Raw genomic sequence first — 26,584 nt, forward strand, 5'->3', positions numbered from 1 at the left:
GCGATCACTGCTCCGCGCCGTTGACCGTGATGGTCTCGAGGGCGGCGGCGTCGAGCTCGTACCCGGCGAGGATCTCGGCGTAGGTGCCGTCGTCGACGAGCGACTGCAGCGCGGCCTGGAACGCCTCGACCAGCTCGCTGTCCTTCTGGAACACGTAGCCGAGGGGGCGCGGGTCGATCGACTCGGTGTTGGCGACCTCGAAGGCCGAGCCGCCGCCGATCTGCGACGCGTTGTAGCGGCCGGTCGCCTCCTGGGTGAGCGTGGCGACCGCGCGGCCCGACTGCACCTGCAGCAGCGCGTCGTTGTCCGTCGGCTGCGTCAGGATGTCGATCGGCTCGTCGCAGTCGGCCTCGCTGAGGATCTCCTGCTGCGTCGAGTCGACCAGCACGGCGACGGTCTGGCCGCACAGGTCGGCGATCGTCGAGATGCCCTCCGGGTTGCCGGACGCGACGATGATCGCCTGGTCGGCGTTGAAGTAGTCGACGAAGTCGTAGTTCGCCTGGCGCTCGACCGTGTCGGTCATGCCGGCGACGACGATGTCGTAGCGGGCGCCGTCGAGCGAGGGCAGCAGGGTGTCGAACGCGACGTTCTCGAGCGTGTAGGAGATGCCCAGGCGGGCGGTGACCGCGTCGAGCAGGTCGATGTCGAGGCCGATGACGGTGGAGCCGTCCGCGTCGAGGTACTCGTAGGGCGGGTAGAACGCCTCGGTGCCCACGACGACGCCGTCCTCCTGCGCGTCGGCGGGCAGCAGGGCGTGCAGCTCCTCGTCGGCGGTCACCGCGGGCGCGTCGCCCTCGGGGGCCTCGGTCTCGGGAGCGGAGGAGCCGCCGGCGCATCCGGCGAGGAGCAGGCCCGACAGGGCGAAGGCGGCGAGGCCGAGGGCGGGACGGCGGAGGGACATGGTGCTCCTATCGGGGGCGGCTGCTCGTGACGGCCGGGTGCGGGACAACGTCGATTGTAGAGAACCTCGTGTGTCGGCGAGGTTTCGCCGCCCGCGGGATGTCGGCGGACGCCGAGCGCCGGAGGAGGACGCGCCGACCGGCGTGCCGGGCGTCAGCCCCGGAGGGCCTTCTGCAGACGCTGCACCGACACCGTCTCCGCGGTCCCGAGCCGCTGCGCGAACAGTCCCACTCGCAGCTCCTCGAGCATCCAGCGCGCCTGCCGCAGCCGGGCGGGCGCGTCGGGGGGCAGCGGGATGGCGCCTCCCGCCTCCGCATACGCCGCCGTCGCGCGCTCGAGCTCGGTCATCCAGGCGCGGTCGCGGCCGGGGTTGTCGGGCAGCGCCTCGAGCCGCAGACGCGCCCCCTCGAGGTAGCGCGGCAGGTGCTGCAGCCGGGCGAGGCCCGTCTCGGAGACGAACCCGGGACGGATCAGGCCCGCCAGCTGCCCGCGGACGTCGCCGAGCGCCCCGAGGAGCGCCATCGAGTTCGCCTTCTTCAGCGCGCGCTCGACATCGCGCGCGGAGGCGAGGATGCGGGCCACGAGGGAGACGCACGCGAACACGTCGTCGACGGATCCCCGGACGGCCTCCGCGCGCAGCGCGTCGAACGCGGCGCGGTCGCGGGGAAGGGCGCCGGCGCGCTCGATGACCGCGTCGGCGACGGCGGCGCGGCAGTCTTCGATGACCGCCTTCGCCGACGGATAGGGCGAGGACGCCAGCGCGAGCTTCTCGTTCGCCGTGAGGTGCTCCTGCACGTAGGACGCGGGGGAGGGCACGGTCAGCAGCAGGAGCCTGCGGACGCCGCGGCGCGTCTCGTCCGCCGCGCGCTCGGGCGTCGCCTCGACGCGCAGCGCGACCGACGTGCCCTCGTCCACGAGGGCGGGGTACCCGCGGACCACGCCGCCCGCGACCCTGGTGTCGACCACCTCGGGGAGCACGTCCAGGTCCCAGCCGGTCAGCCCGCGGCGCTCGAGGGCCGACGGCGCGGGCGCGCCCGCCACCTCGGCGGGGCCGTCGCGCCGAGCCTGCCGGTCGAGCGAACGCGCGACGCTCTGTCGGGCCCGGCCGGCGAGCCTGTCCTGCAGGGCGCGGAGGTCACGGTCGGATCCGAGCGCGCGCCCGCGCTCGTCCACGGCGCGGAACGACATGCCGAGGTGGGCGGGCACGCGCTCCATCTCGAAGGCGCTCGCGTCCACCGGCTGGTTCGCGACGCGCTGGATCCGCCGGGCGAGCGCCTCGCGGAGGGTCTGCGGCGGGCGCCCGGCGTGGTCCTCGGGTCCGGTGCCGCTCAGCTCGTCCGAGAGCTTCTCGGCCCAGTCGGCGGCGGGCACGACATGCCGGCGAACGGCCTTCGGCAGCGCGCGCAGCAGGGCCGTCACGAGCTCCGAGCGCATGCCGGGCACCTGCCAGTCGAAGCCGACCGGCTCGATGGAGGCGAGCAGCGCGAGCGGCACCACGACCGTGACGCCGTCGTCGGCGGCGCCCGGCTCGAAGCGGTAGGCGAGGTTCAGGGTCTGGTCGCCCTGCGTCCAGCGCGTCGGGAACTCACGGGCGTCCGCCGTCGCCTGTCCCTCCACGAGGTCGGCCTCGCGCATCGTGAGCAGCTTCGGCGTGCGGTCGAGGGCGTCGCGCCACCACGTCTCGAACGAGCGCACGTCGAACACGTCCACGGGCACCCGCGCGTCGTAGAAGGCGAAGACCGCCTCGTCGCCCGCGAGGATGTCGCGGCGACGCTCGCGCTCCTCGAGCTTCTCGAGACGCCGGCGCAGCTCGTGGTTCTGCCGCAGAAACGCCGTGAGCGCCTGCGGCAGCCGCGACGGGTCCCACTCGCCCTCCACCAGCGCGTGGCGGACGAACAGCTCGCGCGCGGCGGGGCGGTCGACGCGTGCGAACTGGATCCTCCGGCGCGGCACGATCTCCACCCCGTACAGGGTGACCTTCTCGTACGCCATGGCGGCGCCGGCGTCCTTCGACCAGTGCGGCTCGCTGACCTGGCGTCTGGCGAGGTCACCCGCCAGAGTCTCCGCCCACGCCGGGTCGATCTGCGCGGCCGTGCGGGCGAACAGCCGCGACGTCTCCACCAGCTCGGCGGCCATGACCGCCTTCGGGCGACGCCGCCGCAGCACCGAGCCGGGGAACACCGAGAACCGGATGCCCCTCGCCCCCCGGTACTGCGCGCCTCGGCCCTCCCGGACCTTCTCGCGCTCGTCGAGCACGCCGATCTGCGACAGCAGACCAGCGAGGAGCGCCTGGTGGATCGCATCGCCCGCCTGCCCGGCCGCCTGTCCGCCGTCGCCGGAGCGGGCGGCGGCGGAGCCCGACGACGCGCTGCGCCGGCGGCCGTCGCGACCGCCGAGGCCCCCGGCGAGACCGCGCAGCTGCCGGTGCACGTCGAACCACTCCCGCACCCGCACGTAGTTGAGGAACTCCGAGCGGCACAGGCGCCGGAAGGCGCTCGACCCGAGCTCCGCCTGCTTGTCCTGCAGGTGGTTCCACAGGTTCAGCAGCGTGAGGAAGTCGCTGGTCGGATCGGCGAAGCGCGCGTGCGCCTGATCCGCCTGCTCCCGGCGGTCCTCGGGCCTCTCCCGCACGTCCTGGATGGACATCCCCGAGACGATCGCGAGCACCTCCGTGACCGTGCCGTTGCGGTGCGCCTCGACGAGCATGCGCGCGAACCTCGGGTCGATCGGCAGTCGCGCGATGTCGCGGCCGATCCGGGTGAGACGGGGCGACCCGTCGCGGATCAGCGCGACGGCGCCCAGCTCGACCAGCAGGTCGAGCGCCGCCTTGACGCCCCGGGAGTCGGGAGGGGTGAGGAAGGGGAACTCCGACACGTCGCCGAACTCGAGCGCGAGCATCTGCAGGATCACCGACGCGAGCGAGGTGCGCAGGATCTCCGGCTCGGTGAACTCGGGTCGGCGGTCGAAGTCGTCCTGGCCGTACAGGCGGATGGCGATGCCCGAGCTGGTGCGGCCCGCGCGGCCGGAGCGCTGCTGCGCCGAGGCCTGCGAGATCGCCTCGATCGGCAGGCGCTGCACCTTGGCACGGTTGCTGTAGCGCGAGATGCGCGCGGTGCCCGTGTCGATCACGTACTTGATCCCCGGCACCGTCAGGGACGTCTCCGCGACGTTCGTCGCGAGGATCACCCGGCGCCGCAGCCCCGCGACGGTCGACCGCTCGAACACGCGGTGCTGCTCCGCCGCGCTCAGCCGGCCGTAGAGCGGAAGGACCTCCGTCGGCGATCGCTGGTCGCGGAACGCGCCGCGCACCGCGTCGGCGGCGTCGCGGATCTCGGCCTCGCCGGGCAGGAACACCAGCACGTCGCCCGGCGCCTCCCTGTCCAGCTCGCGCAGCGCGGCGACGATGCCGGACACCTCGTCCTCCGCGTCGTAGCCGCGATCGGCGGCTTCGGCTTCGGCGTCGTCGCCCGCGGCGTCGGTCGTCTCCGACGTCAGCGGCCGGTACCGCACCTCGACCGGGAACGTGCGTCCCGACACCTCGATGATCGGCGCGGGAGTGCCGTCGGGCTCCGCGAAGTGGCGGGCGAACGACTCGGGGTCGATCGTGGCGGAGGTGATGACCACCTTCAGGTCGGGGCGCTGGGGCAGGAGCCGGCGCAGGTAGCCGAGCAGGAAGTCGACGTTGAGCGACCGCTCGTGCGCCTCGTCGACGATGATCGTGTCGTACCGCGACAGCAGGCGGTCGCGGTGGATCTCGTTCAGCAGGATGCCGTCGGTCATGAGGGCGATGCGCGTGGCGTCCGACACCTTGTCCGTGAAGCGCACCTTGTAGCCGACGACGTCGCCGAGCTCGACCTGCAGCTCCTCGGCGACCCGCTCCGCGATGGTGCGGGCGGCGAGACGGCGGGGCTGCGTGTGGGCGATCCGCTCGCGGCCGAGCTCCAGGGCGATCTTCGGCAGCTGGGTCGTCTTGCCCGACCCGGTCGCGCCCGCGACGATCACGACCTGGTGGCCAGCGATCGCGCGCGCGATCTCCTCCCGGGCGCCGCTGACGGGCAGCTCGGGCGGGTAGGAGATGCGCGGTTCGGGCATAGCCCTTCAGTCTAGGCGGCGCGCCGCCCCGTTCCGCCCGTCGGTCACGACGCGGCGAACGCCGTGGTGATCGCGTCGCGGTAGGCCTCGATCATCCGCCGCGAGCCGATGCGCTCGCGCTCGGCGGGCAGCAGCGGGTGCGGCTCGGCCGCCCGGTCGAGGGCCCGCTGCCAGTGCGCGGCGATGTCGGCGGGATCGTGCGCCGTGACGTATCCGACCCCGGCGGCCTCGCGCGGCGCGTCGCCGACGGGAGTCGTGACGGGGACGGCGCCGCTCGCGATGCCCTCGAGCAGGCACAGCGGCGAGGCCTCGCCGAAGGAGCTGGTCAGCGAGACGACGTCCGCGATGCGGTAGAGCGCCGGCATGTCGTCGCGGATGCCGAGGGCGAGCAGCCGGTCGTGGTCTCGGATGCCGCTGCCGTCGAGCAGCTCCGCGAAGGCGGGGTTGTCGCGCGTCATGCCCGCGCCGCACATCACGTACCGGGTGCGGTCGTCGAGCTCCTGGTGCGCCGCGACCGCGCGCAGGAACAGCCCCGGGTCCTTCATCGGGTCGAACCGTGCCGCGAAGATCACGACGCGGTCGCCGTCGGGAACGCCGAGCGCCGCGCGGGTCGCCGCGCGCTCCGCCGCGTCGCCGGGCCGGAAGAGCGCGAGGTCGATGCCGTTGGGGATCACGACGCGCCGCCGCGGCTCGACGCCGGCCTTGAGGTAGGCGAGCTCGGTGGTCTCCGCGCACGAGATCACGTCGGTCACCAGCCCGTCGCGCGTCGCGTCGACCAGCACCTCCAGCGCCTCGCCCGAGTGCCGGGGGTCCGATCGGTGAAGGCACACCAGCACCGGCACGTCGGGCATCATGCCGCGGTCCCGCAGCGCGCGCAGCACGCCCACCGGCTGCTCCTTGAGCGAGAGCACCACGTCGGCCTCCTGCACGGCGCGCGCGGCGATCTCGAGCTCGTCGTCGCTGTACGACTCGGGCGTCGGCGGCTGCGCTCCGGCGACGCGCCCGAGGGTGTGCACGGGCACGCCGATGGCGGCGAGCGCCTGATACCGGGCGTCGGCCTCCATCCGCTGCACGGTGCCCTCGCGGCGGGCCGTGCTGGCGATGCTGAGCACGGAGTGCCGCTGTCCGAGTGCGTGCAGCGAGCGGATCACGTGCGTGTGCAGGATGCGCGCACCGCCCGCGAAGAATCCCTCGTACAGGCTCAGAACGCGAATGGACATGGAGCTCCCTGCGATGACGTGACGATGTCGACTGGCGGTGCACAATACGCGACGCGTGAGTCGCGCAGATGACACGCCCGCCACGGCGGTCTCCGACGCGGGGGAGCGCGGCGCCCCGTCGGCCTCCTAGGCTGGGAGCCATGACCGTTCCCACCATCACCCTCAACTCCGGCTTCGACATCCCGCAGCTCGGCTTCGGCGTCTTCCTGGTCCCCGCCGACGAGGCCGAGAGGGCCGTCACCGAGGCTCTCGAGGCGGGCTACCGCCACATCGACACCGCGGCGATCTACCGCAACGAGGAGGGCGTGGGCGCGGCGATCGCGAAGAGCGGCATCCCGCGGGACGAGCTGTTCGTGACCACGAAGCTGTGGAACGACCGCCAGGCGGGCGACGAGCCCCGGGCCGCCGTCGGCGAGAGCCTCGACAAGCTCGGCCTCGACTACGTCGACCTCTACCTGACGCACTGGCCGACCCCCGAGAAGGGCACCTACGTCAACGCGTGGCAGCGGCTCGTCGAGATCCGCGACGCGGGCCTCGCGCGCAGCATCGGCGTCTCCAACCACCTGGTGGAGCACCTGGAGCGCATCGTCGCGGAGACCGGCGTGACGCCGGCGGTGAACCAGATCGAGCTGCACCCCGCCTACCAGCAGCGCGAGGTCACGGAGTGGGCCGCCGACCACGGCGTCCACATCGAGTCGTGGGGCCCGCTGGGCCAGGGCAAGTACGACCTGTTCGGCGAGCAGGCCGTCGCCGACGCCGCGACGGCCCACGGCAAGACCCCCGCGCAGGTCGTGATCCGCTGGCACCTCGAGAAGGGGTTCATCGTGTTCCCGAAGTCGGTGCGCGCCGCGCGCATCGCCGAGAACTTCGACGTGTTCGACTTCGCGCTCACGGACGCCGAGGTCGCCGCGATCGACGCGCTCGACCCGCTGGACGGCTCCGGACGGGTCGGGTCGCACCCGCTCGACGTCAACTGAGCCCGTGCGGGGATTCGACACCGTGAGCGCGATGCGCGTGCTCGTGCGGCTGGCCTTCGCCGCCGCGTCGGCGATCCTGCTGATCTGGGTCGTCGAGGGGCTCACGGGCACGGACGGACGCGAGTCGATCCTGCCGTTCCTGCGCGACGACTCCGGGCGCGGCGTGATCATCTTCGTCGGCGTCGCCTGGGGCCTGCTGCTGCTGACCGGCGCCGGCCGGCTGGTCCCGGCGGGGGCCGAGGCCGCCGGCGGCGTGCCTGCGGGCGCGCGGCCGCGCCGCGGCCGCGACACCGCGATCGCCGTCGCCACGATCTCGTCGCTGTCCCGCACCGGCCTGACCGTCAACGACGTGCCGCAGTACGACATCCATCTCGACGTGACGCCGGCCGAGGGCGAGCCGTTCCCCGCCCGGCTGCGGCAGCTGATCCCCGTCGAGGAGGCCGCCGCCCTCACGACGGGGAGCCCGCTCCCGGTCGAGTACGAGACAGCCGACCACGGCAGGATCGCCGTCGCCGACCCGACGGAGCAGCGCGTGCGCGAGCGCCTGCTGCGCTGGCGGATCGACCGAGGCCTGATCCCGGCGGACCTCGTCGCCGCGCGGACGTCCGGGGTGACCTCGCCGGCGTCGGTGCTCGCGCTGCGTCCGACCGGCCGAAGGCGGGAGGGGCAGGTCGAGATCGAGCTGCGCCTGCTCGTCACCCCGGAGGACGGAGGCGCGCCCTGGGAGGCCGACACGCAGGCCTTCGTGCACCCGGAGGCGCTGTCACGCGTGCAGGTGGGCTCGCCCGTCTTCGCCATGTACCAGCCCCACGACCCGCAGACCGTCGCGATGACGGTGCTGCGCGAGGAGGCCGCACGATGAACCCCGTGGTCGACGCCATCGTCTGGCTCGCGAACTTCCCCGTGACCCACGGCTACGCCATGGTCTTCATCGCCGGCTTCTCGTCGATGGGCCTCATCGCCATGGCGGCCGGGCTCTCGGCCCGTCGACGGAAGGCGGCCCCGGGCGCCGGGCCCGCGGCGGCCGCGTCGCCCGGTGCCCGGCCGCTCGCGGTCGTCCAGGCGTGGCTGTACCGCGTGCTCGCCGTCGGCGTGATCGGAGGCGGCGTGCTCGGCCTCCTCTCGCTGACGGGCGTCTCCGCGACCGGCTGGTACATCCACCAGCACGGCGCCACGGCGGAGGGCACGAGGGACGGCGACTGGATCACGTTCACCGCCTCGGACGGCGTCGAGTACACCGTGCCGTACGACTTCTTCACCCCGGCGTCCTACCCGGACACGGGGGCGTCGCTCATGTCCGACGTCGTCACGGTCCGCTACCTCGAGTCGCATCCGCAGACGTACGTCGTCGACACCGGCGCCACCGACACCTTCTAGGGCATTCGAGTCCCAGGACGCGCGGGGCGGGGCGCGGGGTCCGTCACGGTGCCCGGTCGCAGGAGGACCGACTCGGTCGTCGGACGGGCGGGACGCGGGCACGCCGGGATGAACGGGGCGTCCCGCTCGCCCCACGGATCCGACGACCGGGCAGTCGATCCGGCGACCGCGCCATGGTGAGCGAGCGGCGACGGCCTCAGACCCAGCCGGGCAGCCAGTTGTGCAGGCGCCAGAGCCCGTACGGCTCGAGGAAGCCGGTGGACAGGGGAAGGAAGAACGCCGCCGCGAGCAGGGCGATCACCAGGAACACCGCCAGCACCGTTCGCCAGGCGCGCGTCTCGGTGCGGGCCTGGCGCACGGCGTAGGCGTGCTCGGCGGGGCTCGGATCCGCCAGCGTGACGGGATCGCGAGGGCGGGCGAGCCAGCCGATCGCGAGGGCCAGCAGGATCACGAGGAACGGCAGCATGGCCACGGTGTAGAACTGGAAGATCGTCCGGGACGGGTACAGCAGCCAGGGCACGTACGTGACCGCCAGCCCGGTCAGCGCGAGCGCGATCCCGGGGGCGAGCCTGCCCGCTCGGCGCCGGATCAGCAGCACGACCACGAGCAGCACGGCCGCCCACGCGCCGTACCAGGTGATCGGGTTGGGATGGCTGCCGATCACGCCGATGCAGTCGTCCGACCAGCCGCACCACTCCTCGCCGGTCTCGGGGCGCGCGAGCCACATCGCCGTCGGGCGCAGCAGCAGCGGCCACTGCCAGGCCGGGCTCGCATACGGGTGGCCGCTCGTGAGGCCCACGTGGAACCCGTACATGGACGAGTGGTAGTTCCACAGCGCGACGAGGGGGTTCGGATCCGACCCGCGGTCGTAGCCCCCGGACGTCGCCAGCCATCCGAGCCACGAGAGCACGTAGACCACCGCGGCGACCGGCACCAGCTGCAGGAAGGACACCGGGCCCTGCCGCACGACCGCCGAGGCGTACCACTCCTTCACCCCGGCCCGGCGGCGCACCAGCGCGTCCGTGACGACCAGGTACACGCCGAGGCCCGCGAGCACGTACAGGCCCGACCACTTCACCGCCGTCGCGGCCCCCAGCGCCGCGCCCGCCGCGAGGATCCACGGCCGGTTCCAGATGACCGGGCCGAGCCGGCTCTCGGAGGACAGGATGCGCGCCTCGGTGCGGTCGCGGTCGAGCAGCACGAACCAGAACGCGAGCGTGACGAAGAAGGCCAGGAAGCCGTCGAGCAGGCTCACCCGGCTGAGCGCGATCGCGAGGCCGTCCACGGCGAGCAGCCCCCCGGCGATCGCGCCGACCGCGACGGATCCGGAGAGGCGGCGGGCGATCGCGTAGACGAGCGGCACCAGCAGGGTGCCGGCGAGCGCCGCGGAGAAGCGCCACCCCCACCCGCTGTCGGCTCCGAACAGCAGCATCCCGAGGGCGATCAGCCACTTGCCGAGCGGGGGGTGCACCACGTACGCGGGGTCGGTCGAGTACACGTCGGTGTCCCCGGACGTGAACAGCTCGTTCGCGTCGTCCGGCCAGGTGGCCTCGTACCCGAGGTGCAGCAGGGTCCAGGCGTCCTTGACGTAGTACGTCTCGTCGAACACGAGATCCTGGGGATGCCACAGGCCGGTGAAGCGCAGCGCGGCGGCGACGAGCGTGAGCAGCAGGGGGGTCAGCCACTCCAGGCGCGCGCGGGTCACGGCGTCCAGCCTAGAGCGCGGGCGGCGCGGGCCCCGGCATCGCCCGCGGCTACGCTGGGGCGGTGATCATCCTCGCGGCGACGCCCATCGGCAACCTCGGCGACGCGTCGCGCCGGCTGGTCGAGGTGCTCGAGGACGCGCCGGTGGTCGCCGCCGAGGACACCCGCACCGCCCAGCGCCTCTTCGCGGCCCTCGGGATCGCCAACCGTCCGCGGCTGATCGCGATGCACGACCACAACGAGCGCCAGAAGGCCGCCGAGCTGGTCGAGCTCGCGCGCGATCAGGACCTCGTGGTGCTGACGGACGCGGGGATGCCGACGGTCAGCGACCCGGGCTACGGGCTCGTCGCCGCGGCGGCGGAAGCCGGGGTCACGGTGACCGCGATCCCCGGGCCGAGCGCCGTGCTCACCGCGCTCGCGGTGGCGGGGCTGCCGACCGACCGCTTCACGTTCGAGGGCTTCGTCGCGCGCAAGCCCGGGGAGCGGCGCCGTGCGCTCGCGGCGCTGGCGTCCGAGCCCCGCACGATGGTGTTCTTCGAGGCGCCCACGCGCGTCGCGCAGACGCTCGCCGACATGGCGACCGCCTTCGGCGACGACCGGCGCGCCGCCGTGTGCCGCGAGCTCACCAAGCTGCACGAGGAGGTCGTGCGCGGCGGCCTGGCCGAGCTGCGCGCCTGGGCCGAGGACGGCGTGCGCGGCGAGGTCGTGATCGTCGTCGGCGGCGCTGTCGCGGGCGACGTGCCGCTGCCCGACGCCCTCGCGCAGGTGCAGGAGCTCGTCGCGGCAGGGACCCGGCTGAAGGATGCGGCCGCCGAGGTCGCGGCGCACACCGGCCACTCCTCGCGCGACCTGTACCAGGCCGCGCTCGCCGCGAGGCGCTGACCCCGATCCGCGGGTGCCCTATGGCACTCGCGGGTGGTCGGCGAGTGCCACATGGCACTCGTGGGTGGACGGCATCCGCGCTACGGCAGGCTGACCGTGCCGGTCGCGGGGTGCTCGCGCGGCATGCGGTCGCGGTCGTAGGTGACGTCGGTGAAGCCGTGCGGCGTGGGGCGACCCTGCTCGTCCACGCTGACGAACACCAGACGGTCGATGGTCAGGATGCGCTTGCGGGTGATCATGTTGCGCACGACGGCGCGCATGGTGAGGGACGTGCGACCGAAGCGGGTGGCGCCGAGCCCCATCTCGATCAGGTCGCCCTGGAGAGCGGACGACTCGAAGTTGATCTCCGAGATGAGCTTGGTGACGACGCGGTAGTTGCCGAGCTGGATGATCGCGTAGATCGCGGCCTCCTCGTCGATCCAGCGCAGCAGGCTGCCGCCGAACAGCGTGCCGTTGGCGTTGAGGTCCTCCGGCTTCACCCATTTGCGGGTGTGGAAGTTCACGCCGTCCTCCGACCAGTGCCAGTCCGGGAGCGTCTGGGGCGTCATCCTTCGAGCGTACTGCGCGGCCCCTGTCCCCCGAGTGTCATATGGCACTCGGCGCCCGCGCGTGAGTGTCACATGGCACTCACGACGCCGGGGAGGGGGTCAGACCGCCGTCGCGCGGCCCTCGCTCACGTCGCCGCCGATGATCCGGTGCCGCACGGCGGCCGAGAGCTGGTCGACGGCGATGGTCACGGCGATCGTGACGAGCAGCGCGACGCCGAGCCTGTCCCACTCGCGGCCGTTGAAGAGCTGTTCGAGCAGGAAGCCGATGCCGCCGAGCCCGAGCGCGCCGAGGATGGCGCCGGCGCGGATGTTGATCTCGAACCGGTACAGCCAGAACGCGACGATCTCGGGCAGGACCTGGGGCAGCATGCCCCAGCGCAGCACCGCCAGCTGCCCCGCCCCTGTCGCGCGGAGCGCCTCGACCGGGCCCGGCCGGAGGCCCTCGATCGCCTCGCTGGTGAGCTTTCCCAGCGTGCCGACCGAGCCGATGCCGAGCGCGATCGCGCCGGCCGCCGGGTGGAAGCCCCACAGCGGCAGCAGGAACACGATCGCGAGGATGAACTCCGGGATCGCCCGCACGACGTTCAGCACGGTGCGGGCGATGCCCACCACCCATGCGGGTGCGACGTTCCGCGCCGCCAGGAACCCGAGGGGCAGCGACAGCAGCGCGCCGATCAGCGTGCCGATCCAGGCGATCGAGATCGAGTCGAGCATGAACTGGAACGCGACGGTCCACCATTCCGACTGCGGGTCCGCGAACGGGTTGCGGAAGATCCCCTGCGACAGCAGCCCGGCGTAGCGCACGACGGCCTCGGGCAGCCCGAACAGGCGCCCCCAGTCGGCGCCCAGCAGCCACACGCACCCGACCACGACGAGGGCGCCGGCGAGCCAGGCCAGCGTGACGGGCCACTTCGGCGGGGCCGGCGGTCGGACGGCGGGCGCGGACATCAGATGAGCCTTCGCCGGGCGGCGCGCGAGACGAGGTCGAGCAGGATCACGATCACGACGAGGCCGATGATCATCACCGACACGTTGTCGTAGTGGAACCGGGCGCGCTCCACGTTGATCAGCGACCCGATGCCGCCAGCGCCCACGAGGCCGATGATGGCCGACGCGCGCAGGTTCATCTCGAACACGTACAGCACGTACGACAGGAACCCCGGCCAGACCTGCGGCAGCACGGCGGTGAGCGAGCGCTGGAAGGTCGTCGCCCCCGCGGCGTCGGCCGCCTCGAGGGGCCCGGTGACGACGGCGTCGACGGTCTCGCTCGTGAGCTTGGCGATGATGCCGGTGTTGAACACGGCCAGGGCCAGCAGCCCGGCGAGCGTCCCGGTGGAGACCATGGCGACCATCAGGTACGCGTACCCGATCTCCGGCAGCGAGCGCAGCACCGAGAGGAACCACCGCACGAGCCGCAGGAGCCAGCTGGAACGGTTCGTGGCGCGCGAGGCGAGCAGGGCGAAGACGAGACCCGCCACGGCGCCGACGAGCGTCGCGAGCACCGCCATCACGAGCGTCTCGATCCAGGCCGACGCGACCGCGGGCCGGGCGAGGAACGCCCAGTTCGGCGTGAGGTACTGGGACACGATGCCCCAGGCGCGCGGGTTGCCCACGAACAGGGGCTCCAGCGTGAACTGGATGCGGATGCCCGCCCAGACCGTCATCGCGACGGCCGCGACGCCGACGATCAGGAAGAAGGGGCGGGGCCGCGGCCTGGGCGGTCGGGTCACCGCCGCGCGGGGTGCGTCGGCGGCGGGCGCCGTCACGCCGTCTCCGGGTCGGTGCCGGGCGCCGTCCGCGCCGGTCCCGGCAGCACGTCGTCGGCGTTGAGCGCGCGGCCGTAGATCTGCGCGAACACGGCGTCGTCGGCCTCCGCCGCGGTGCCGTCGAAGACGACCCTGCCCGCCCGCATCCCGATGATCCGGTCGGCGTATCGCGTCGCGAGGTCGAGGAAGTGCAGGTTGACGACGGTGGTGATGCCGAGGTCGCGGTTGATGCGCTGCAGGTCGCGCATGACCATGTTCGCCGTGGGCGGGTCGAGGGACGCGACCGGCTCGTCGGCGAGGATCACGGCGGGCTCCTGCGCGAGCGCGCGAGCGATGGCGACCCGCTGCTGCTGCCCGCCCGACAGGGCCGAGGCCCGGTTGTAGGCCTTGTCGACGATGCCGACCCGCTCGAGCGCGCGGAAGGCCAGCTCGACGTCGTCCGGCCGCCAGGCCCCGAGCAGCGCGCGCCACCAGGGCGTGGCGTGCAGCCGACCGGTGAGGACGTTGGCGAGCACGGTCGACCGCTCGACCAGGTTGAAGGACTGGAAGATCATGCCGATGCGGGCGCGCAGCAGCCGCAGCCGTCGGCCCCGCGCGCCGTCGACCCGCTCGCCGTCCACCGTGAGATGCCCGCCGCTCACGCGCACGATGCCGTTGACGGCACGGATGAGCGTGGACTTCCCGGCGCCGGAGAGGCCGACGACCACGACGAACTGGCCCCGCGGGATCGTCAGCGTGACGCCGTCCAGCCCCTTGGTGCCGGTGGGGTAGGTGACGGTCACGTCGTCGAACTCGATCACGGATGGTGCCTCGCAGGATCGGAGGGCCGGCCGCGTGTGCGGCCGGGGAGGGTCACTCGTCGCCGAAGTTGGCCGCGACCTGGCGTGCCGCGTCGAGCGCGTCGAGATCGGCGGGCACGAGTCCGTCGATGTTGTAGACCGCCTGCAGCACGGCGACGCCGTCGTCCGTGTCGGCGACGGCGAGGAACGCGTCGGCGATCCGCTGCTGCCACTCCTCGGAGAGGTCTCCCGATACGGCGACGCCGTCGTTCGGGATGTCCGTCGACCACGCGAACACCGTCAGATCCTCGCCGATCGTCGGGATCTCCTCCACGACCTCCGTGCGTGCGTCGTTGAAGCTGACGCCGACGGTCGCGTCGCCGCTCTCCACCGCGAGCACGGCGTTCGGGTGACCGCCGGCGAAGAACGCGTTCGTCAGGTCGAGCGGGTCGATGCCCGCCACCTGCTGCAGCTGCGTCGCCGGGTAGTAGTAGCCGGAGGCGCTGCCCTCGTCGACGAACGCGATGGTCTCGTCGGCGGTGATGGACGCGAGGGCGTCCTCGCCCACGGGGCCGTTCTCGGCCGAGTCGGTGCCGTTGCAGAACGTGTAGCCCTCTTCGTCGGTGACGACCTCGTCGAGGCAGAAGCGGTCGGTGTCGGCCGTGTACCACTGGGTGACGTAGGTGGACGAGCCGTATCGCACCGACTGCAGGACCGGCACGGCGCCGGCCTGATCGGCGGCCTGCACCAGGGCGATGGGGCCGAACATGCCGATGTCGGCCTGACCGGCCTGCATCGCGGTGACGAGCGCCGTGTAGTCGCTCGAGACGCTGGTCTCGACGGGGACGCCGAGCTCCTCCTCGAGCAGGGTGCCGAGCTCCTCGGCGTCGAGCACGAGCTGGTCGACGTCCTGCGACGGCACCAGGCCCAGCACGAGCTCGGTGGGATCCTCGCCGTCAGCGGGCTCGGTGCTCGTCCCGGTGCTGGGGCCGCCGCCGCAGCCGGCGAGCACGAGGGCGGTCGCGGTGGCGGCGAGCAGGGCCGCGGGCGTCCTGAGCTTCATGGTTCCTCCTGGAGCATGCGCCGGCTGGGCCGGATGGGGACGAGCTGACCGCGCGCGGCCAGTCCGAACATATCCCCGCGACAGCGTCGGGTCACCGATCGTTCACGAACTCGTAACGCGGCGGCGTCCGTGCCTCTCGTCGATGCCGGCCCAGGAACGGATCCACGGCTCGAGCCCCTCGAAGGTGGCGGCGCGCGCGTCCGGGGTGCCGCCGCCCCTGCCGTGCGGGTCGATCAGGGCGGTGGCGGCGCCGCGCCGCTGTGGGACCGCGAGGTCGTTGCGCCAGATGTCGCCGACGCTCAGCACGGTGTCGTGCGTCACGGGATGGGGGAGCGCGTCGAGCAGAGCGCCGAGACCGGCGGGCTTGCCGGCGTCGGCCACCACGTCGTCGAAGCAGTCGTCCACGCCGAGGAGGGCGAGGATGCGGTCGAGGCCCGACGCGGGCGCGTTCGTCACGAGCACGACGGCGACCCCGGCCGCGCGCAGGTCGCGCGCGAGCGTCGCGAACCCCTCGGGCGTCCGGACGCCGAGCCCCTCGCCGGCGAGGGCGTCGCGTGCGTGGCGGAAGGCGGCGTCCGTCACGTCGGCGCCGATGCCGGCGGCGCGCGCCGCCTGCTGCACCGCCATGTAGCCGTCGGCCGCGTCGGCGAACTCGTCGAGCGCCTCGCCGGCGCTCCATCGGGCGATCCGGGCGGGCAGGTCGGCGAGCGACGGATGGGCTTCGGCGACGCGGCGCGCGTAGGCGAGCGCCGGTCCGTCGCCGATGCACACGGTGCCGTCGAAGTCGAGGATGGCGGTGCGCGGCTGCCGGGTCATGCTCAGACCGTACGCGTCCAGACGCCGGGCTCGGCGAGCTCGGCCCAGACCGTGTGCATGTGCGCGCGGGAGTGCTGCTCGGCCGTCTCCGCCTCGCCGTCGACGATCGCGAGGGCCACGCGCATGTGGTTCTCGAGCGTGCCGGCGGCGGGAACGGAGGGCGTCAGGCCGAGGCGCGTGCGCCCCTCCAGCACCGCCCGTACGGGGTCGGCCAGCGCCGCCAGCTGCGGGTTGCCCGACGCGGCGAGCAGCAGGGCGTGGAACTCGACGTCGGCGGCGAGGTAGGGGTCCGAGTCGCCGAGTCCGCGGCTACCGAGGTCCACCAGCACGTCGGCGAGCCGGCGCAGCTCCGCCCGCTGCGCGGCGGTCGCCCGGCGGGCGGCCAACCGGGCGGCCATGGGCTCGGCGGCGACGCGCAGCTCGGCGAGCGCCTCGAGCTGCTGCTGGCGGAACGGCCCCCGCAGGTTCCAGGCGATCAGCTGCGGCGAGAACGCGTCCCAGCTCTCGCGGGGCTGCACCGTGATGCCGACCCGTCGGCGCGAGGCGACGAGGCCGATGCTCTCGAGCACGCGCACCGCCTCGCGCACCACGGTGCGGGAGGCGCCGGAGTCCTTCTCGATCAGCGAGAGCGTGAGCACCGTTCCGGGCGCGAGCTCGCCCGACGCGATCCGGCCGCCGAGATCGTCCAGAACATCTCGATGCATGCCGATGGCCATCACGCCTCCCTCGCCGTCTCGGAATGGTGATACCTTACCCGGTGGAAAAGTAGTACCTTTTCCTCACCAGACCGCCGCGCGCCGATGCCGGCGCGGGCCGGTGCCCAATCGATTTCAACGGAGAAACCCATGGAAGACTGGACCCAGACGCTGGGCGCCGCACCGCTGCTCGGCATCGCCGCGGCCGCCGTGGCCCTGATCCTGTTCCTCGTCATCAAGGTCAGGCTGCACGCGTTCCTCGTGCTCATCGTCGTCTCGCTGCTCACCGCCATCGCGACGGGGCTCCCGATGGGCGTGCTCGTCAACGACGTGCTGGTGAGCGGCTTCGGCTCGACCCTCGGCTCGGTCGCGCTGCTGATCGGCCTCGGCGCGATCCTCGGCCGGCTCATCGAGTCGAGCGGCGGCGCCAAGGTGGTCGCCGAGAAGATGGTGTCGATCTTCGGCGAGAAGCGGGCGGCCTTCGCGCTCGGCCTCACGTCGCTGATCCTCGGCTTCCCGATCTTCTTCGACGCGGGCCTCGTGGTGATGCTGCCGATCATCTTCGCGGTCGCCCGCCGCATCGGCGGCAAGAACCTGCTGCTCTACGGCTTCAGCGGCGCCGCGGCGTTCTCCGTCATGCACGTCTTCCTGCCGCCGCACCCCGGTCCGGTCTCGGCCACCGAGTTCTTCGGCGCCGACCTCGGCATCGTGATGCTGATCGGCCTCGTCATCGCGTTCCCGACCTGGTACGTCTCCGGCTACCTCTGGGGCAAGTTCGTCAACTCGCGGTACCCGATGATCGTGCCGGCGCTGTTCGGCGCGACGGACGAGGACCAGCCGAAGAACCCGCCGAAGTTCGGCACGGTCATCGCGATCCTGCTGCTGCCGCTGGTGCTCATCTTCCTCAACACCGGCCTCAACGCGCTCGGCTCGGTCGGCGCCGTCGACCGCGACCAGACCTGGGTGCAGGCGCTGATGCTGATCGGCACGTCCCCCGTCGCGCTGCTCATCACGGCGCTCGTCGCCCTGCTCGTGCTCGGCAAGTTCCGCGGGGAGACCGGCTCGGCTCTCGAGAAGCTGGTCGAGGGCACCCTCGGCACGGTCTCGTCCGTCATCCTCATCACCGGTGCCGGCGGCATGTTCGGCAGCGTGCTGCGTGCCTCGGGCATCGGCGACGCGCTGTCAGAGACCCTCGCCGACTGGGGCATGCCGCTGATCCTCGCCGCCTACGTCATCGCCGTCGCGCTTCGCGTCGCGCAGGGATCGGCGACCGTGGCGCTCGTCACGACCGCGGGCCTGCTGGCTCCCGCCGTGACGTCCGCCGGCTTCAGCGTGGTCGACACCGCCGCGATCACCCTCGCCGCGGCCGCCGGATCGGTGTTCGCCAGCCACGTGAACGACTCCGGCTTCTGGCTCGTCGGGCGCCTCATGGACATGGACGTCAAGACCACCCTCAAGACCTGGACGGTGCAGCAGGCGATCGAGTCGGTGGTCGGCTTCGTGCTGGTGCTCGCCGTCTACGCGATCTTCTGACCGTGGCCGCAGACGACACCCCCGCGGGCCCGTCCCTGTTCCGGCTCGACGGTCGCCTCGCGCTCGTCACGGGCTCGTCCCGCGGCCTCGGCCTGGCCCTCGCCCTCGCGCTCGCGGAGGCGGGCGCGAGGGTGGTGCTGCACGGTCGCGACGAGGCCGCGCTCGCCGCGGCACGCGCCCGGCTCGAGGACGCCGCGCCGGGGTCGGTCGCCGACGCCGTGCGGTTCGACGTGACCGACTCCGCGGCGGTCGAGGCCGGCGTGGCCGCGGTGATCGCCGCGCACGGCGTCCCCGACGTCCTGGTCAACAACGCCGGCATCCAGCGCCGCGCGCCGATCGCGGAGTTCGACCCCGCCGACTGGGACGCGGTCATCGCCAGCAACCTGTCGAGCGCGTTCTACGTGTCGCGCTTCGTCACGCCCGGCATGATCGAGCGGGGCTCCGGCAAGGTGATCAACATCGCCTCGGTGCAGTCGAAGCTGGCGCGCCAGACGATCGCGCCCTACTCCGCCAGCAAGGGCGGGGTCGCCCTGCTCACGCAGGGCATGGCCGCCGACCTGGCGCGGCACAACGTGCAGGTCAACGCGATCTCGCCCGGCTACTTCGCGACGGAGATGAACCGCGCGCTGGTCGAGGACGAGGCGTTCAACGCCTGGCTCGTGAACCGCACCCCGGCGCACCGCTGGGGCGACTTCCGCGAGCTGTCGGGCACGCTGCTCTACCTCGCGTCGGACGCGTCGAGCTTCGTGTCGGGACAGAACATCTTCGTCGACGGCGGCATGACCGCCGTCGTGTGAGCGAGAGGGAGTGAGAGGGAGTGAGCAGCATGCGTGCCGTGTACATCGACGGCCGGGAGCGGATGGCGATCCGCGAGACGACGACATCCGAGCCGGGAGAGGGCGAGGTGCGGCTCCGCGTCGACTTCGTGGGCGTGTGCGGGTCTGACCTGCACTACTACTTCGAGGGAGCCAACGGCGAGTACGTCGTGCGCGAGCCGCTCGTGCCGGGCCACGAGCTGTCGGGACGGGTCGACCTCGACCCGAGCGGACGCCTGGCGCCCGGGACGCCCGTGACCGTGCACCCCGCGCGCTTCGGGACGCCCGAGCGCGGCATCGAGGACGATCCCCACCTGTGGCCCGGTGGCTCGTACCTCGGCAGCGCCTCGACGTGGCCGCACACGCAGGGCGGCATGTCCGAGCTGCTGGTCGTCGACGCGGGCATGGTGCGCGTCCTGCCGGACGGCCTGCCCGTGCGCCGCGCGGTGCTCGCGGAGCCGCTGGGCGTGGCGCTGCACGCCGCGACGAGGGCCGGCGATCTGGCCGGCGCGAACGTGCTGGTCTCCGGGGCGGGACCCATCGGCCTGCTCGCGCTCGCCGCGGCGCAGGCCCGCGGCGCCGCGCACGTGACGGTCGCCGACGTGCTGGCCGAGCCGCTGGAGCGCGCGAGCGCGCTCGGGGCGGACGAGGTGATCCGCGTGGGGGCCGACGAGCAGCCCGTGTCGCGGTTCGACGTCGTGCTCGAGTGCTCGGGCGTCGCCGCCGCCATCGGGTCCGCCGGAGTGGCCGTGCGCCGCCGCGGCACGGTCGTCCAGGTGGGCATGGTGCCGGACGAGCCGCGGCCGGTGAACCTGGCTCCGTTCATCTCCAAGGAGGTGGACCTGCGCGGCACGTTCCGCTTCCACGACGAGATCGACGAGGCCGTGGCGCTGCTGCTGCGCCGTCCCGAGATCGAGCAGGTGGTCACGCACGTGCTGTCCGTCGACGACGCGACGGAGGCCTTCGAGCTCGCACGCGACTCGCGTCGCAGTGGCAAGGTCGTCGTAGAGCTCGGCGACGACGCCGCGGCGGAGCGGTGACGGGCGCGGTCGGGAACGGGGGAGCGGGCATGGGCACGAGGCGCGACGTGGTGATCGGCGTCGACATGGGCACGACGGCGACCAAGGCCGTGGCCTACGACGTGAGCGGCGCGCAGGTGGCCTCCGCGTCGCACGGCTACCCGCTGGAGGAGCCGCACCCGGGGCACGCGGTGCAGGACCCCGAGCTGATCCTCGGCGCCGTCTACGAGGGCGTCCGCGAGGTGGTCGCCGAGATCGGCGTCGACCGCATCGCCGGCCTGTCGTTCTCGTCCGCGATGCACAGCCTCCTCGCCCTCGACGACGAGCTGAACCCGCTGACGCCCGTGATCACCTGGGCGGACACGCGTGCCGCGGCGCAGGCGGAGCGCGTGCGCGCCTCGTCGGGCGGCCTCGCCCTGCACCGCCGCACCGGCACGCCGATCCACCCGATGTCGCCGCTGCTGAAGCTCATCTGGTTCCGCGAGCAGGAGCCGCAGATCCGCCAGCGCGCGGCCTTCTGGGGCGGCATCAAGGACTGGGTGCTGCTGCGGATGTGCGGCGCCCTCGTGACGGACCACTCGCTGGGGTCGGCCTCGGGGCTGATGGACATCCACCGGCTGCAGTGGGACGAGGAGGCCCTGCGGCTGGCCGGCATCCGCCAGGAGCAGCTGCCCGAGCTGGTGCCCACGACGGACGTGCTCGACGGGCTGACGGAGGAGGCCGCCGCGGCGACCGGGCTGCCGATGGCGACGCCGGTGGTCGTGGGCGCCGGCGACGGCCCGCTCGCGAACCTCGGGGTGGGCGCAGTGCGCCCCGGGGTCGCTGCCTGCTCGATCGGCACGAGCGGCGCCCTGCGCGTCGCCGTGTCGCGTCCCGCGGTCGATCCGCGCGGCGGCGTGTTCTGCTACGCGCTGACGGAGGACCGCTGGGTGATCGGCGGCGCGATCAACAACGGCGGCGTCACCCTCGACTGGGTGCGCTCGGAGATCGCTCGGGGCGCGGTCGACGCCGAGGACGACGCGCCGTCGGCGGCCCAGCTGCTGGACGAGGCGGCGACGGTGCCCGCCGGGTCGGGCGGCCTGCTCATGCTGCCGTACCTGCTGAGCGAGCGGGCCCCGCACTGGTCGAGCGTCGCTCGCGGAGCCTACGTGGGGCTCACGCGCGCCCACCGCCGCGAGCACCTCGTGCGCGCGGCGGTGGAGGGCGTGGCCCTGCAGCTGTCGCTCGTGCTGCAGTCGATGCGCGCCGCGGGCCTCGACATCGAAGAGATCCGCGCCACCGGGGGAGTCATGCAGCACCCGCTGTGGCAGCAGACCCTCGCCGGCGCGCTCGGGACCGCCATCGGGCTGCCCGAGGAGCACGAGGGCTCCGGGTTCGGGGCCGCCCTGCTCGGCATGCAGGCGCTCGGGCTGATCGAGTCCATCGACGTGGCCGCCCAGATGATCCCCGTGTCCACCCGCGTGCGGCCCGAGCCGGCCGAGGCGGCGGTGTACGCGACCCTGCTGCCGCTGTTCGATCAGCTCTACGACGCCCTGCTGCCCGCCAACGCGCGCCTGCAGAAGCTCGCCCCGTCGCTGCCGCTGGACCGATGAGCTCGGCCGGTCGCGGGCGCGCAACGGGCGGGGTCCGGCCAAACTAGGATGATCGGGTGACTTCCGGCCGCTCGTTCTACATCACCACGCCGATCTACTACCCGAGCGACGTGCCCCACATCGGGCACGGCTACACGACGGTGGCGGTCGACGCGCTCGCGCGCTGGCACCGGCAGGCGGGCGACGACACCTGGATGCTCACGGGCACCGACGAGCACGGCCAGAAGATGATGCGCGCCGCCGCGGCGAACGGCGTCACCCCGCAGGAGTGGGTCGACAAGCTCGTCACCGAGGCGTGGTTCCCGCTGCTGAACACGCTCGACGTCGCGAACGACGACTTCATCCGCACCACGCAGGAGCGCCATGAGGACGGCGTGAAGAAGTTCGTCCAGGCGATCTACGACCGCGGCTACATCTACGCCGGCGAGTTCGAGGCGCTCTACTGCGTCGGCTGCGAGGAGTTCAAGACCGAGGCCGACATCATGGACGGCACCGGTCCGTTCGAGGGCCTCAAGGTCTGCGCGATCCATTCGAAGCCGCTCGAGCTGCTGCAGGAGAAGAACTACTTCTTCAAGCTCAGCGAGTTCCAGGACCGCCTGCTCGAGCTGTACCGCGAGCGCCCGGACTTCGTGCAGCCCGAGTCGGCGCGCAACGAGGTCGCGGCGTTCGTGCAGCAGGGTCTCAAGGACCTGTCGATCTCGCGTTCGGCGTTCGACTGGGGCATCCCCGTGCCGTGGGACGAGTCGCACGTCATCTACGTCTGGGTGGACGCCCTGCTCAACTACGCCACGGCCGTCGGCTTCGGCTCGGACGAAGAGACCTTCGAGCGCCGCTGGCCCGCGCACCACGTGGTGGGCAAGGACATCCTGCGGTTCCACGCGGTGATCTGGCCCGCGATGCTGATGGCCGCCGGCCTCGAGGTGCCGCGCGGCGTGTTCGCGCACGGCTGGCTGCTCGTGGGCGGCGAGAAGATGTCGAAGTCCAAGGCGACCGGCATCGCGCCCGAGACGCTCGTCGAGACCTTCGGCAGCGACGCGTTCCGCTTCTACTTCCTGTCCGCGATCGCGTTCGGCCAGGACGGCTCCTTCTCGTGGGAGGACCTGTCGGCCCGCTATCAGGCCGAGCTCGCCAACGGCTTCGGCAACCTCGCCTCGCGGACGGTCGCGATGACCGCCCGGTACTTCGACGGGGCCGTGCCGACGCCGGGGGAGTACACCGACGTCGACCGCGCCATCCAGCGCACGGTGGCGGATGCCGCCGCGGCGGCGGACGCCGCGATCGACCGGTTCCGGATCGACGAGGCCATCCGAGCCGTCTGGACGATCGTCGACGAGCTGAACGGCTACATCACCGACAACGAGCCGTGGGCGCTCGCGAAGGACGACGCGCAGCGCGAACGGCTCGCGACCGTGCTCTACACCTGCAACGAGGGACTGCGCGCGCTCGCCGTGCTGCTCTCGCCCGTGATGCCGCAGGCCACCGCGAAGCTCTGGGACGCGCTCGGCGCCGAGCCGGCGCTCGGCGCGCTCGAGGCGCAGCCGCTGCGCGAGGCGGGCGCGTGGGGCCTGCTGCCCGCGGGCGCCGCGACGAGCGCGCTGTCGCCGCTGTTCCCGCGCATCGAGCAGGCCGACTGACCGTGACGGGCGAGGTGCCCGACACCTACGTCCGCGAGCGGTCGAAGGACGGCCGGCGCGACCTGCGCTATCCGGAGGCGCCGGCGCCGCTCGCGGTGCCCGTGTACGACAACCACTGCCATCTCGAGATCGCCGACGGCGAGATCGGGCTGAGCCTCGACGAGCAGCTCGACCGCGCGGTGTCGGCCGGCATCGCCGGCGTCGTGCAGGCGTCCGGCGACATCGAGTCGTCGCGCTGGGCGGTCGCCGCGGCCGAGGCGCACCCGAGGGTGCTCGCCGCGGTCGCGATCCATCCGAACGACGCGCCCGTCTATGCGGCGGCCGGTCGGCTGGACGAGGCCCTCGCCGCGATCGACGAGCTCGCCGCGCACCCGCGGGCGCGGGCGATCGGGGAGACGGGACTCGACTACTTCCGCACGCCGGAGGCGGCCGAGACGGGGACGGCGGAGCGCCGGGCCCAGCACGCGTCGTTCGAGGCGCACATCGCCCTGGCGAAGAAGCACGGCATCGCCCTCCAGATCCACGACCGCGACGCGCACCGGGACGTGCTCGACGCCCTCGCCCGCGTCGGGGCGCCCGAGCGCACCGTCTTCCACTGCTTCTCGGGCGACGCCGAGATGGCCCGTGAGGCCGCGGAAGGGGGCTACTGGCTGTCGTTCGCCGGCAACCTCACGTTCAAGAACGCCCAGAACCTGCGCGACGCTCTGGCGGTGACGCCGCGCGAGCGCATCCTCGTCGAGACCGACGCCCCGTTCCTGACGCCCGTTCCGCATCGCGGGCGCCCCAACGCGCCGTACCTCGTGCCGGTGACCGTGCGCTTCATGGCCGCGGAGCTGGGCGTCGAGGTCGACGACCTCTGCGCCCGGCTGGCGGCGAACACGCTCGACGTCTACGGCGCGTTCTGACCCTCGTCTCGTCCACAGGGTCGATCGCGTCGCTGCTCCTCCACGAAGGGGCGAAGGCGCGAGGCGGTGAAGGAGCACGGCGGTAGCGTTTCGCTCAGACAGTCGCGAGAATGAAGAGGTGATCCCCGTGGACGGCGCTCAGATCTGGACGATCATCGGCGTGCTCAGCGCTGGCCTGTTCGGCTTGCTTACGCTCATCTCGACCATGTTCGTCCGTGTGGTCCAGGCCGAGATCGGCGGACTGCGTACGGAGCTGCGCACCGAGGTCGGCGGTCTACGTGCGGAGATGAGCGCCAAGCTCGACGGCATCGACCGAGACGTGCAGTTCCTGATGAGGCGCGAAGCCGACCGGCCCTGACCCGGAGGAGTCGCCTCGGGCCGGGGCCGGGGCCGGGACCGGCCGTCACTCCACGAGCTTGCCGGCGCTCGAGACCTCGCGCATGAGCGCGGCGATCTCCTCCGGCACAGGCGGGATCTGCTCGCGCTCGATCGTGCCGTCGGCCGACCACACCAGGTTCACCTGCAGCGACGGGTCGGTCTCCGGGTAGTCGCTGCGGTTGTGGCATCCACGGGTCTCACGACGCTCCAGCGCCGACTGCAGCGTGGCACGCGCGGCGAGGGCCGACGACAGCAGGTCGAACGCGTGAGCGAGGTCCTGGTAGCCGGCGATGTCGGGATGCACGCCGATCGAGGCGATCCGCGCCTCGATCGCGTCGAGCTCGGTGAGGCCGGTGCGCAGCCCCTGCTCGTCGCGCACCACCCCGGCGTGCTCGGTCATCGTGTTGCGGATGGCCCGCTGCAGGGCGCGCACGTTCTCGGGACCGTCGGAGGCGAGCAGCCCGTCGATCTCCGCTCGCGCCTCGGCGACGGCGGAGGCGGAGCGCCGGTGGGCGGCGAGGCCGGTCGCGTAGTCGGCCGCCGCGTGCGCCGTGATCCGTCCGTAGACCAGCAGCTCGATGAGCGAGTTGCCGCCGAGCCGGTTCGCGCCGTGCAGGCCGCTCGAGGCCTCGCCGATCGCGTAGAGGCCGGGGACGTCGGTCGAATGGTCCTCCGGGCGCACCCAGACCCCGCCCATCGAGTAGTGCGCCGTCGGAGCGATCTCGATCGGATCGGTCGTGATGTCGAGCATCTGCAGCTCGAGCATCGTCTGGTACACGCGGGGCAGCCGGCGCATGATCGTCTCGCGCGGCAGGTGCGAGACGTCGAGCCAGACGCCGCCGTTCGCGGTGCCGCGGCCCTCCTTGATCTCGGTGAAGGCCGCCAGCGCCACGCGATCGCGCGTGGACAGCTCCATCCGCTCGGGGTCGTAACGCTCCATGAAGCGCTCGCCGAGCGCGTTGCGGAGGATGCCGCCCTCGCCGCGCGCCGCCTCGGAGATCAGCGTGCCGGCGGCGTTCTCGGGCTCCAGGATGCCGGAGGGGTGGAACTGCACGAGCTCCGCGTCGCGCAGGCGCGCGCCGGCGAGCACCGCCAGGCGGAACGAGTCGCCCGTGTTCTCGTCCCGGCGTGAGGAGGTGCGGCGCCAGATGCGGTTGTGGCCGCCCGCCGCGAGGATGACCGCGTCGGCGTGGATGAGGTAGCGCGTGCCGTCCTCGATGTCGAAGCCGTAGGCGCCGAAGACGGCGCCGTCCTCGTTGGTGAGCAGCCGGGTGACGTAGAGCGAGTCGACGATCGGGATGCGCAGCTGCGCCGCGCGGTTGACGAGCGTGCGCTGGATCTCGAGACCCGTGTAGTCGCCGCTGAACGCCGTGCGGCGGAACGTGTGCGCGCCGAAGAAGCGCTGCGAGATGCGGCCGTCGTCCTCGCGGGCGAACGGCATGCCGTAGCGCTCCAGGTCCTCGATGCCGCGGGCGGCGTTCCGGGTGACGGTCTCCACCGTGCGCGGGTCGGCGAGCAGATAGCTCTCGGTGATCGTGTCGGCGGCGTGCTGCTGCCAGGAGTCGCCGGGATCCATCGTGCCGAGGGCCGCGTTGATGCCGCCGGCGGCGAGGCTCGTGTGCGCGTCGTTGCGCGGCCGCTTGCCCGCCACGAGCACGTCGACGCCGGCCTCGGCCAGCTCGATCGCGGCGCGCAGACCGGATCCCCCGGTGCCGATCACGAGGATCGATGTGGACAGGCGCCGTTCGGGCGCCGCAGTGCTGACGGTCATGGGTTCTCTCCTCCTCGAAAGCGCCGCGGGCCGGCACCTGTTCGTCGCCACGCCATCGTGCGCCCGTATGAATTGATCGTCAATCTTGATCGGATCAATGAGATTGATCCGATCAAGT

The 26,584-nt window shown here is 72.8% G+C and carries 23 protein-coding genes; 11 read left to right on the forward strand and 12 right to left on the reverse strand.

Annotated features, from left to right (window positions below):
* Positions 1-4 precede the first annotated feature (4 nt).
* The 3 genes from K5S26_RS02070 to K5S26_RS02080 form a co-directional block, all read right to left on the reverse strand.
* A complete protein-coding gene (locus tag K5S26_RS02070; protein WP_221855504.1) occupies positions 5-901 on the reverse strand; it encodes an ABC transporter substrate-binding protein in 897 nt (298 codons plus the stop codon).
* A 152-nt stretch (positions 902-1,053) separates the two neighbouring features.
* Positions 1,054-4,992, reverse strand: coding sequence for an ATP-dependent RNA helicase HrpA (hrpA, locus tag K5S26_RS02075; RefSeq protein WP_221855506.1), 3,939 nt, complete (start codon positions 4,990-4,992; stop codon positions 1,054-1,056).
* A gap of 44 nt (positions 4,993-5,036) precedes the next feature.
* Positions 5,037-6,212 (reverse strand): glycosyltransferase, encoded by a 1,176-nt coding sequence (locus tag K5S26_RS02080; protein WP_221855508.1) that lies wholly within the window; start codon positions 6,210-6,212, stop codon positions 5,037-5,039.
* Positions 6,213-6,352: 140 nt separating this feature from the next.
* Between K5S26_RS02080 and K5S26_RS02085 the strand changes: the two genes are divergently transcribed.
* From K5S26_RS02085 to K5S26_RS02095, 3 genes are read left to right on the forward strand one after another with little or no spacing between them, the layout of a single operon-like run.
* Positions 6,353-7,189 (forward strand): aldo/keto reductase, encoded by an 837-nt coding sequence (locus K5S26_RS02085; RefSeq protein ID WP_221855510.1) that lies wholly within the window; start codon positions 6,353-6,355, stop codon positions 7,187-7,189.
* Between the two features lie 22 nt (positions 7,190-7,211).
* Complete coding sequence (locus K5S26_RS02090; protein WP_221855512.1) at positions 7,212-8,051, forward strand: hypothetical protein; 840 nt, start codon at positions 7,212-7,214, stop codon at positions 8,049-8,051.
* Entirely contained in the window at positions 8,048-8,566 is a 519-nt protein-coding gene (locus K5S26_RS02095; protein ID WP_221855514.1) for a hypothetical protein, read from the forward strand. The genes K5S26_RS02090 and K5S26_RS02095 overlap by 4 nt, the downstream gene beginning before the upstream one ends.
* 196 nt (positions 8,567-8,762) lie before the next feature.
* Here the strand turns inward: K5S26_RS02095 and K5S26_RS02100 are convergent, their stop codons facing one another.
* On the reverse strand, positions 8,763-10,271 hold the full coding sequence (locus tag K5S26_RS02100) for a dolichyl-phosphate-mannose--protein mannosyltransferase (RefSeq protein ID WP_221855516.1): 1,509 nt from the start codon (positions 10,269-10,271) through the stop codon (positions 8,763-8,765).
* 62 nt (positions 10,272-10,333) lie between these two features.
* On the opposite strand from K5S26_RS02100, the gene rsmI reads away from it, so the two are divergent.
* On the forward strand, positions 10,334-11,152 hold the full coding sequence (gene rsmI, locus K5S26_RS02105) for a 16S rRNA (cytidine(1402)-2'-O)-methyltransferase (RefSeq protein WP_221855518.1): 819 nt from the start codon (positions 10,334-10,336) through the stop codon (positions 11,150-11,152).
* An 80-nt stretch (positions 11,153-11,232) separates the two neighbouring features.
* On the opposite strand, the gene K5S26_RS02110 is transcribed toward rsmI, so the two are convergent.
* The 7 genes from K5S26_RS02110 to K5S26_RS02140 form a co-directional block, all read right to left on the reverse strand.
* Positions 11,233-11,700 carry an acyl-CoA thioesterase gene (locus tag K5S26_RS02110; protein ID WP_221855520.1) on the reverse strand — a complete coding sequence of 156 codons (468 nt, stop codon included), beginning with the start codon at positions 11,698-11,700 and terminating at the stop codon, positions 11,233-11,235.
* A 99-nt stretch (positions 11,701-11,799) separates the two neighbouring features.
* Positions 11,800-12,648 carry a phosphonate ABC transporter, permease protein PhnE gene (gene phnE / locus K5S26_RS02115; RefSeq protein WP_221855522.1) on the reverse strand — a complete coding sequence of 283 codons (849 nt, stop codon included), beginning with the start codon at positions 12,646-12,648 and terminating at the stop codon, positions 11,800-11,802.
* Positions 12,648-13,466 carry a phosphonate ABC transporter, permease protein PhnE gene (gene phnE / locus K5S26_RS02120; protein ID WP_221855523.1) on the reverse strand — a complete coding sequence of 273 codons (819 nt, stop codon included), beginning with the start codon at positions 13,464-13,466 and terminating at the stop codon, positions 12,648-12,650. Before phnE (K5S26_RS02120) ends, phnE (K5S26_RS02115) begins: the two co-directional genes overlap by 1 nt.
* Positions 13,463-14,266 (reverse strand): phosphonate ABC transporter ATP-binding protein, encoded by an 804-nt coding sequence (phnC, locus tag K5S26_RS02125; RefSeq protein ID WP_221855525.1) that lies wholly within the window; start codon positions 14,264-14,266, stop codon positions 13,463-13,465. Before phnC ends, phnE (K5S26_RS02120) begins: the two co-directional genes overlap by 4 nt.
* Positions 14,267-14,318: 52 nt before the next feature.
* Positions 14,319-15,308 (reverse strand): phosphate/phosphite/phosphonate ABC transporter substrate-binding protein, encoded by a 990-nt coding sequence (phnD, locus tag K5S26_RS02130; protein WP_221855527.1) that lies wholly within the window; start codon positions 15,306-15,308, stop codon positions 14,319-14,321.
* A gap of 102 nt (positions 15,309-15,410) precedes the next feature.
* Positions 15,411-16,124 (reverse strand): HAD family hydrolase, encoded by a 714-nt coding sequence (locus tag K5S26_RS02135; RefSeq protein ID WP_221855529.1) that lies wholly within the window; start codon positions 16,122-16,124, stop codon positions 15,411-15,413.
* Between the two features lie 2 nt (positions 16,125-16,126).
* Positions 16,127-16,840: a FadR/GntR family transcriptional regulator gene (locus K5S26_RS02140; protein ID WP_221855531.1), complete on the reverse strand. Its 714-nt coding sequence runs from the start codon at positions 16,838-16,840 to the stop codon at positions 16,127-16,129.
* A gap of 129 nt (positions 16,841-16,969) precedes the next feature.
* On the opposite strand from K5S26_RS02140, the gene K5S26_RS02145 reads away from it, so the two are divergent.
* The 7 genes from K5S26_RS02145 to K5S26_RS02175 all read left to right on the forward strand — a co-directional run bounded on the left by K5S26_RS02145 (position 16,970) and on the right by K5S26_RS02175 (position 24,675).
* A complete protein-coding gene (locus K5S26_RS02145) occupies positions 16,970-18,352 on the forward strand; it encodes a GntP family permease (RefSeq protein ID WP_221855532.1) in 1,383 nt (460 codons plus the stop codon).
* 2 nt (positions 18,353-18,354) lie between these two features.
* Positions 18,355-19,149: an SDR family oxidoreductase gene (locus K5S26_RS02150; RefSeq protein WP_221855534.1), complete on the forward strand. Its 795-nt coding sequence runs from the start codon at positions 18,355-18,357 to the stop codon at positions 19,147-19,149.
* 29 nt (positions 19,150-19,178) lie between these two features.
* The gene (locus K5S26_RS02155; RefSeq protein WP_221856006.1) at positions 19,179-20,207 is read left to right on the forward strand and encodes a zinc-binding dehydrogenase; all 1,029 of its coding nucleotides are present in this window, start codon (positions 19,179-19,181) and stop codon (positions 20,205-20,207) included.
* A 29-nt stretch (positions 20,208-20,236) separates the two neighbouring features.
* Positions 20,237-21,778: a gluconokinase gene (locus K5S26_RS02160; protein ID WP_221855536.1), complete on the forward strand. Its 1,542-nt coding sequence runs from the start codon at positions 20,237-20,239 to the stop codon at positions 21,776-21,778.
* Between the two features lie 56 nt (positions 21,779-21,834).
* Positions 21,835-23,412, forward strand: coding sequence for a methionine--tRNA ligase (metG, locus tag K5S26_RS02165; RefSeq protein ID WP_221855538.1), 1,578 nt, complete (start codon positions 21,835-21,837; stop codon positions 23,410-23,412).
* Positions 23,409-24,317, forward strand: a complete 909-nt coding sequence (locus K5S26_RS02170; protein ID WP_372454379.1) for a TatD family hydrolase — start codon at positions 23,409-23,411, stop codon at positions 24,315-24,317. Before metG ends, K5S26_RS02170 begins: the two co-directional genes overlap by 4 nt.
* A 118-nt stretch (positions 24,318-24,435) precedes the next feature.
* Positions 24,436-24,675 (forward strand): hypothetical protein, encoded by a 240-nt coding sequence (locus K5S26_RS02175; RefSeq protein ID WP_221855541.1) that lies wholly within the window; start codon positions 24,436-24,438, stop codon positions 24,673-24,675.
* Between the two features lie 45 nt (positions 24,676-24,720).
* Here K5S26_RS02175 and K5S26_RS02180 read toward each other — a convergent pair whose 3' ends face one another.
* Positions 24,721-26,466 (reverse strand): L-aspartate oxidase, encoded by a 1,746-nt coding sequence (locus tag K5S26_RS02180; protein WP_221855543.1) that lies wholly within the window; start codon positions 26,464-26,466, stop codon positions 24,721-24,723.
* Between the last annotated feature and the right edge of the window lie 118 nt (positions 26,467-26,584).

The organism is Microbacterium marinilacus (assembly GCF_019753765.1).
In the GTDB taxonomy this organism is placed as follows: Bacteria; Actinomycetota; Actinomycetes; order Actinomycetales; family Microbacteriaceae; genus Microbacterium; species Microbacterium marinilacus.

Excerpts from the sequence above, each read along its gene's own strand:
- K5S26_RS02160 (WP_221855536.1), top strand. The coding sequence starts at position 20,237 with ATGGGCACGAGGCGCGACGTGGTGATCGGCGTCGACATGGGCACGACG.
- K5S26_RS02140 (WP_221855531.1), bottom strand. The coding sequence starts at position 16,840 with ATGGCCATCGGCATGCATCGAGATGTTCTGGACGATCTCGGCGGCCGG.
- K5S26_RS02145 (WP_221855532.1), top strand. The coding sequence starts at position 16,970 with ATGGAAGACTGGACCCAGACGCTGGGCGCCGCACCGCTGCTCGGCATC.
- K5S26_RS02110 (WP_221855520.1), bottom strand. The coding sequence starts at position 11,700 with ATGACGCCCCAGACGCTCCCGGACTGGCACTGGTCGGAGGACGGCGTG.
- K5S26_RS02180 (WP_221855543.1), bottom strand. The coding sequence starts at position 26,466 with ATGACCGTCAGCACTGCGGCGCCCGAACGGCGCCTGTCCACATCGATC.
- phnD (WP_221855527.1), bottom strand. The coding sequence starts at position 15,308 with ATGAAGCTCAGGACGCCCGCGGCCCTGCTCGCCGCCACCGCGACCGCC.
- K5S26_RS02070 (WP_221855504.1), bottom strand. The coding sequence starts at position 901 with ATGTCCCTCCGCCGTCCCGCCCTCGGCCTCGCCGCCTTCGCCCTGTCG.
- K5S26_RS02135 (WP_221855529.1), bottom strand. The coding sequence starts at position 16,124 with ATGACCCGGCAGCCGCGCACCGCCATCCTCGACTTCGACGGCACCGTG.
- K5S26_RS02155 (WP_221856006.1), top strand. The coding sequence starts at position 19,179 with ATGCGTGCCGTGTACATCGACGGCCGGGAGCGGATGGCGATCCGCGAG.
- hrpA (WP_221855506.1), bottom strand. The coding sequence starts at position 4,992 with ATGCCCGAACCGCGCATCTCCTACCCGCCCGAGCTGCCCGTCAGCGGC.
- K5S26_RS02095 (WP_221855514.1), top strand. The coding sequence starts at position 8,048 with ATGAACCCCGTGGTCGACGCCATCGTCTGGCTCGCGAACTTCCCCGTG.
- phnE (WP_221855522.1), bottom strand. The coding sequence starts at position 12,648 with ATGTCCGCGCCCGCCGTCCGACCGCCGGCCCCGCCGAAGTGGCCCGTC.
- K5S26_RS02085 (WP_221855510.1), top strand. The coding sequence starts at position 6,353 with ATGACCGTTCCCACCATCACCCTCAACTCCGGCTTCGACATCCCGCAG.
- K5S26_RS02080 (WP_221855508.1), bottom strand. The coding sequence starts at position 6,212 with ATGTCCATTCGCGTTCTGAGCCTGTACGAGGGATTCTTCGCGGGCGGT.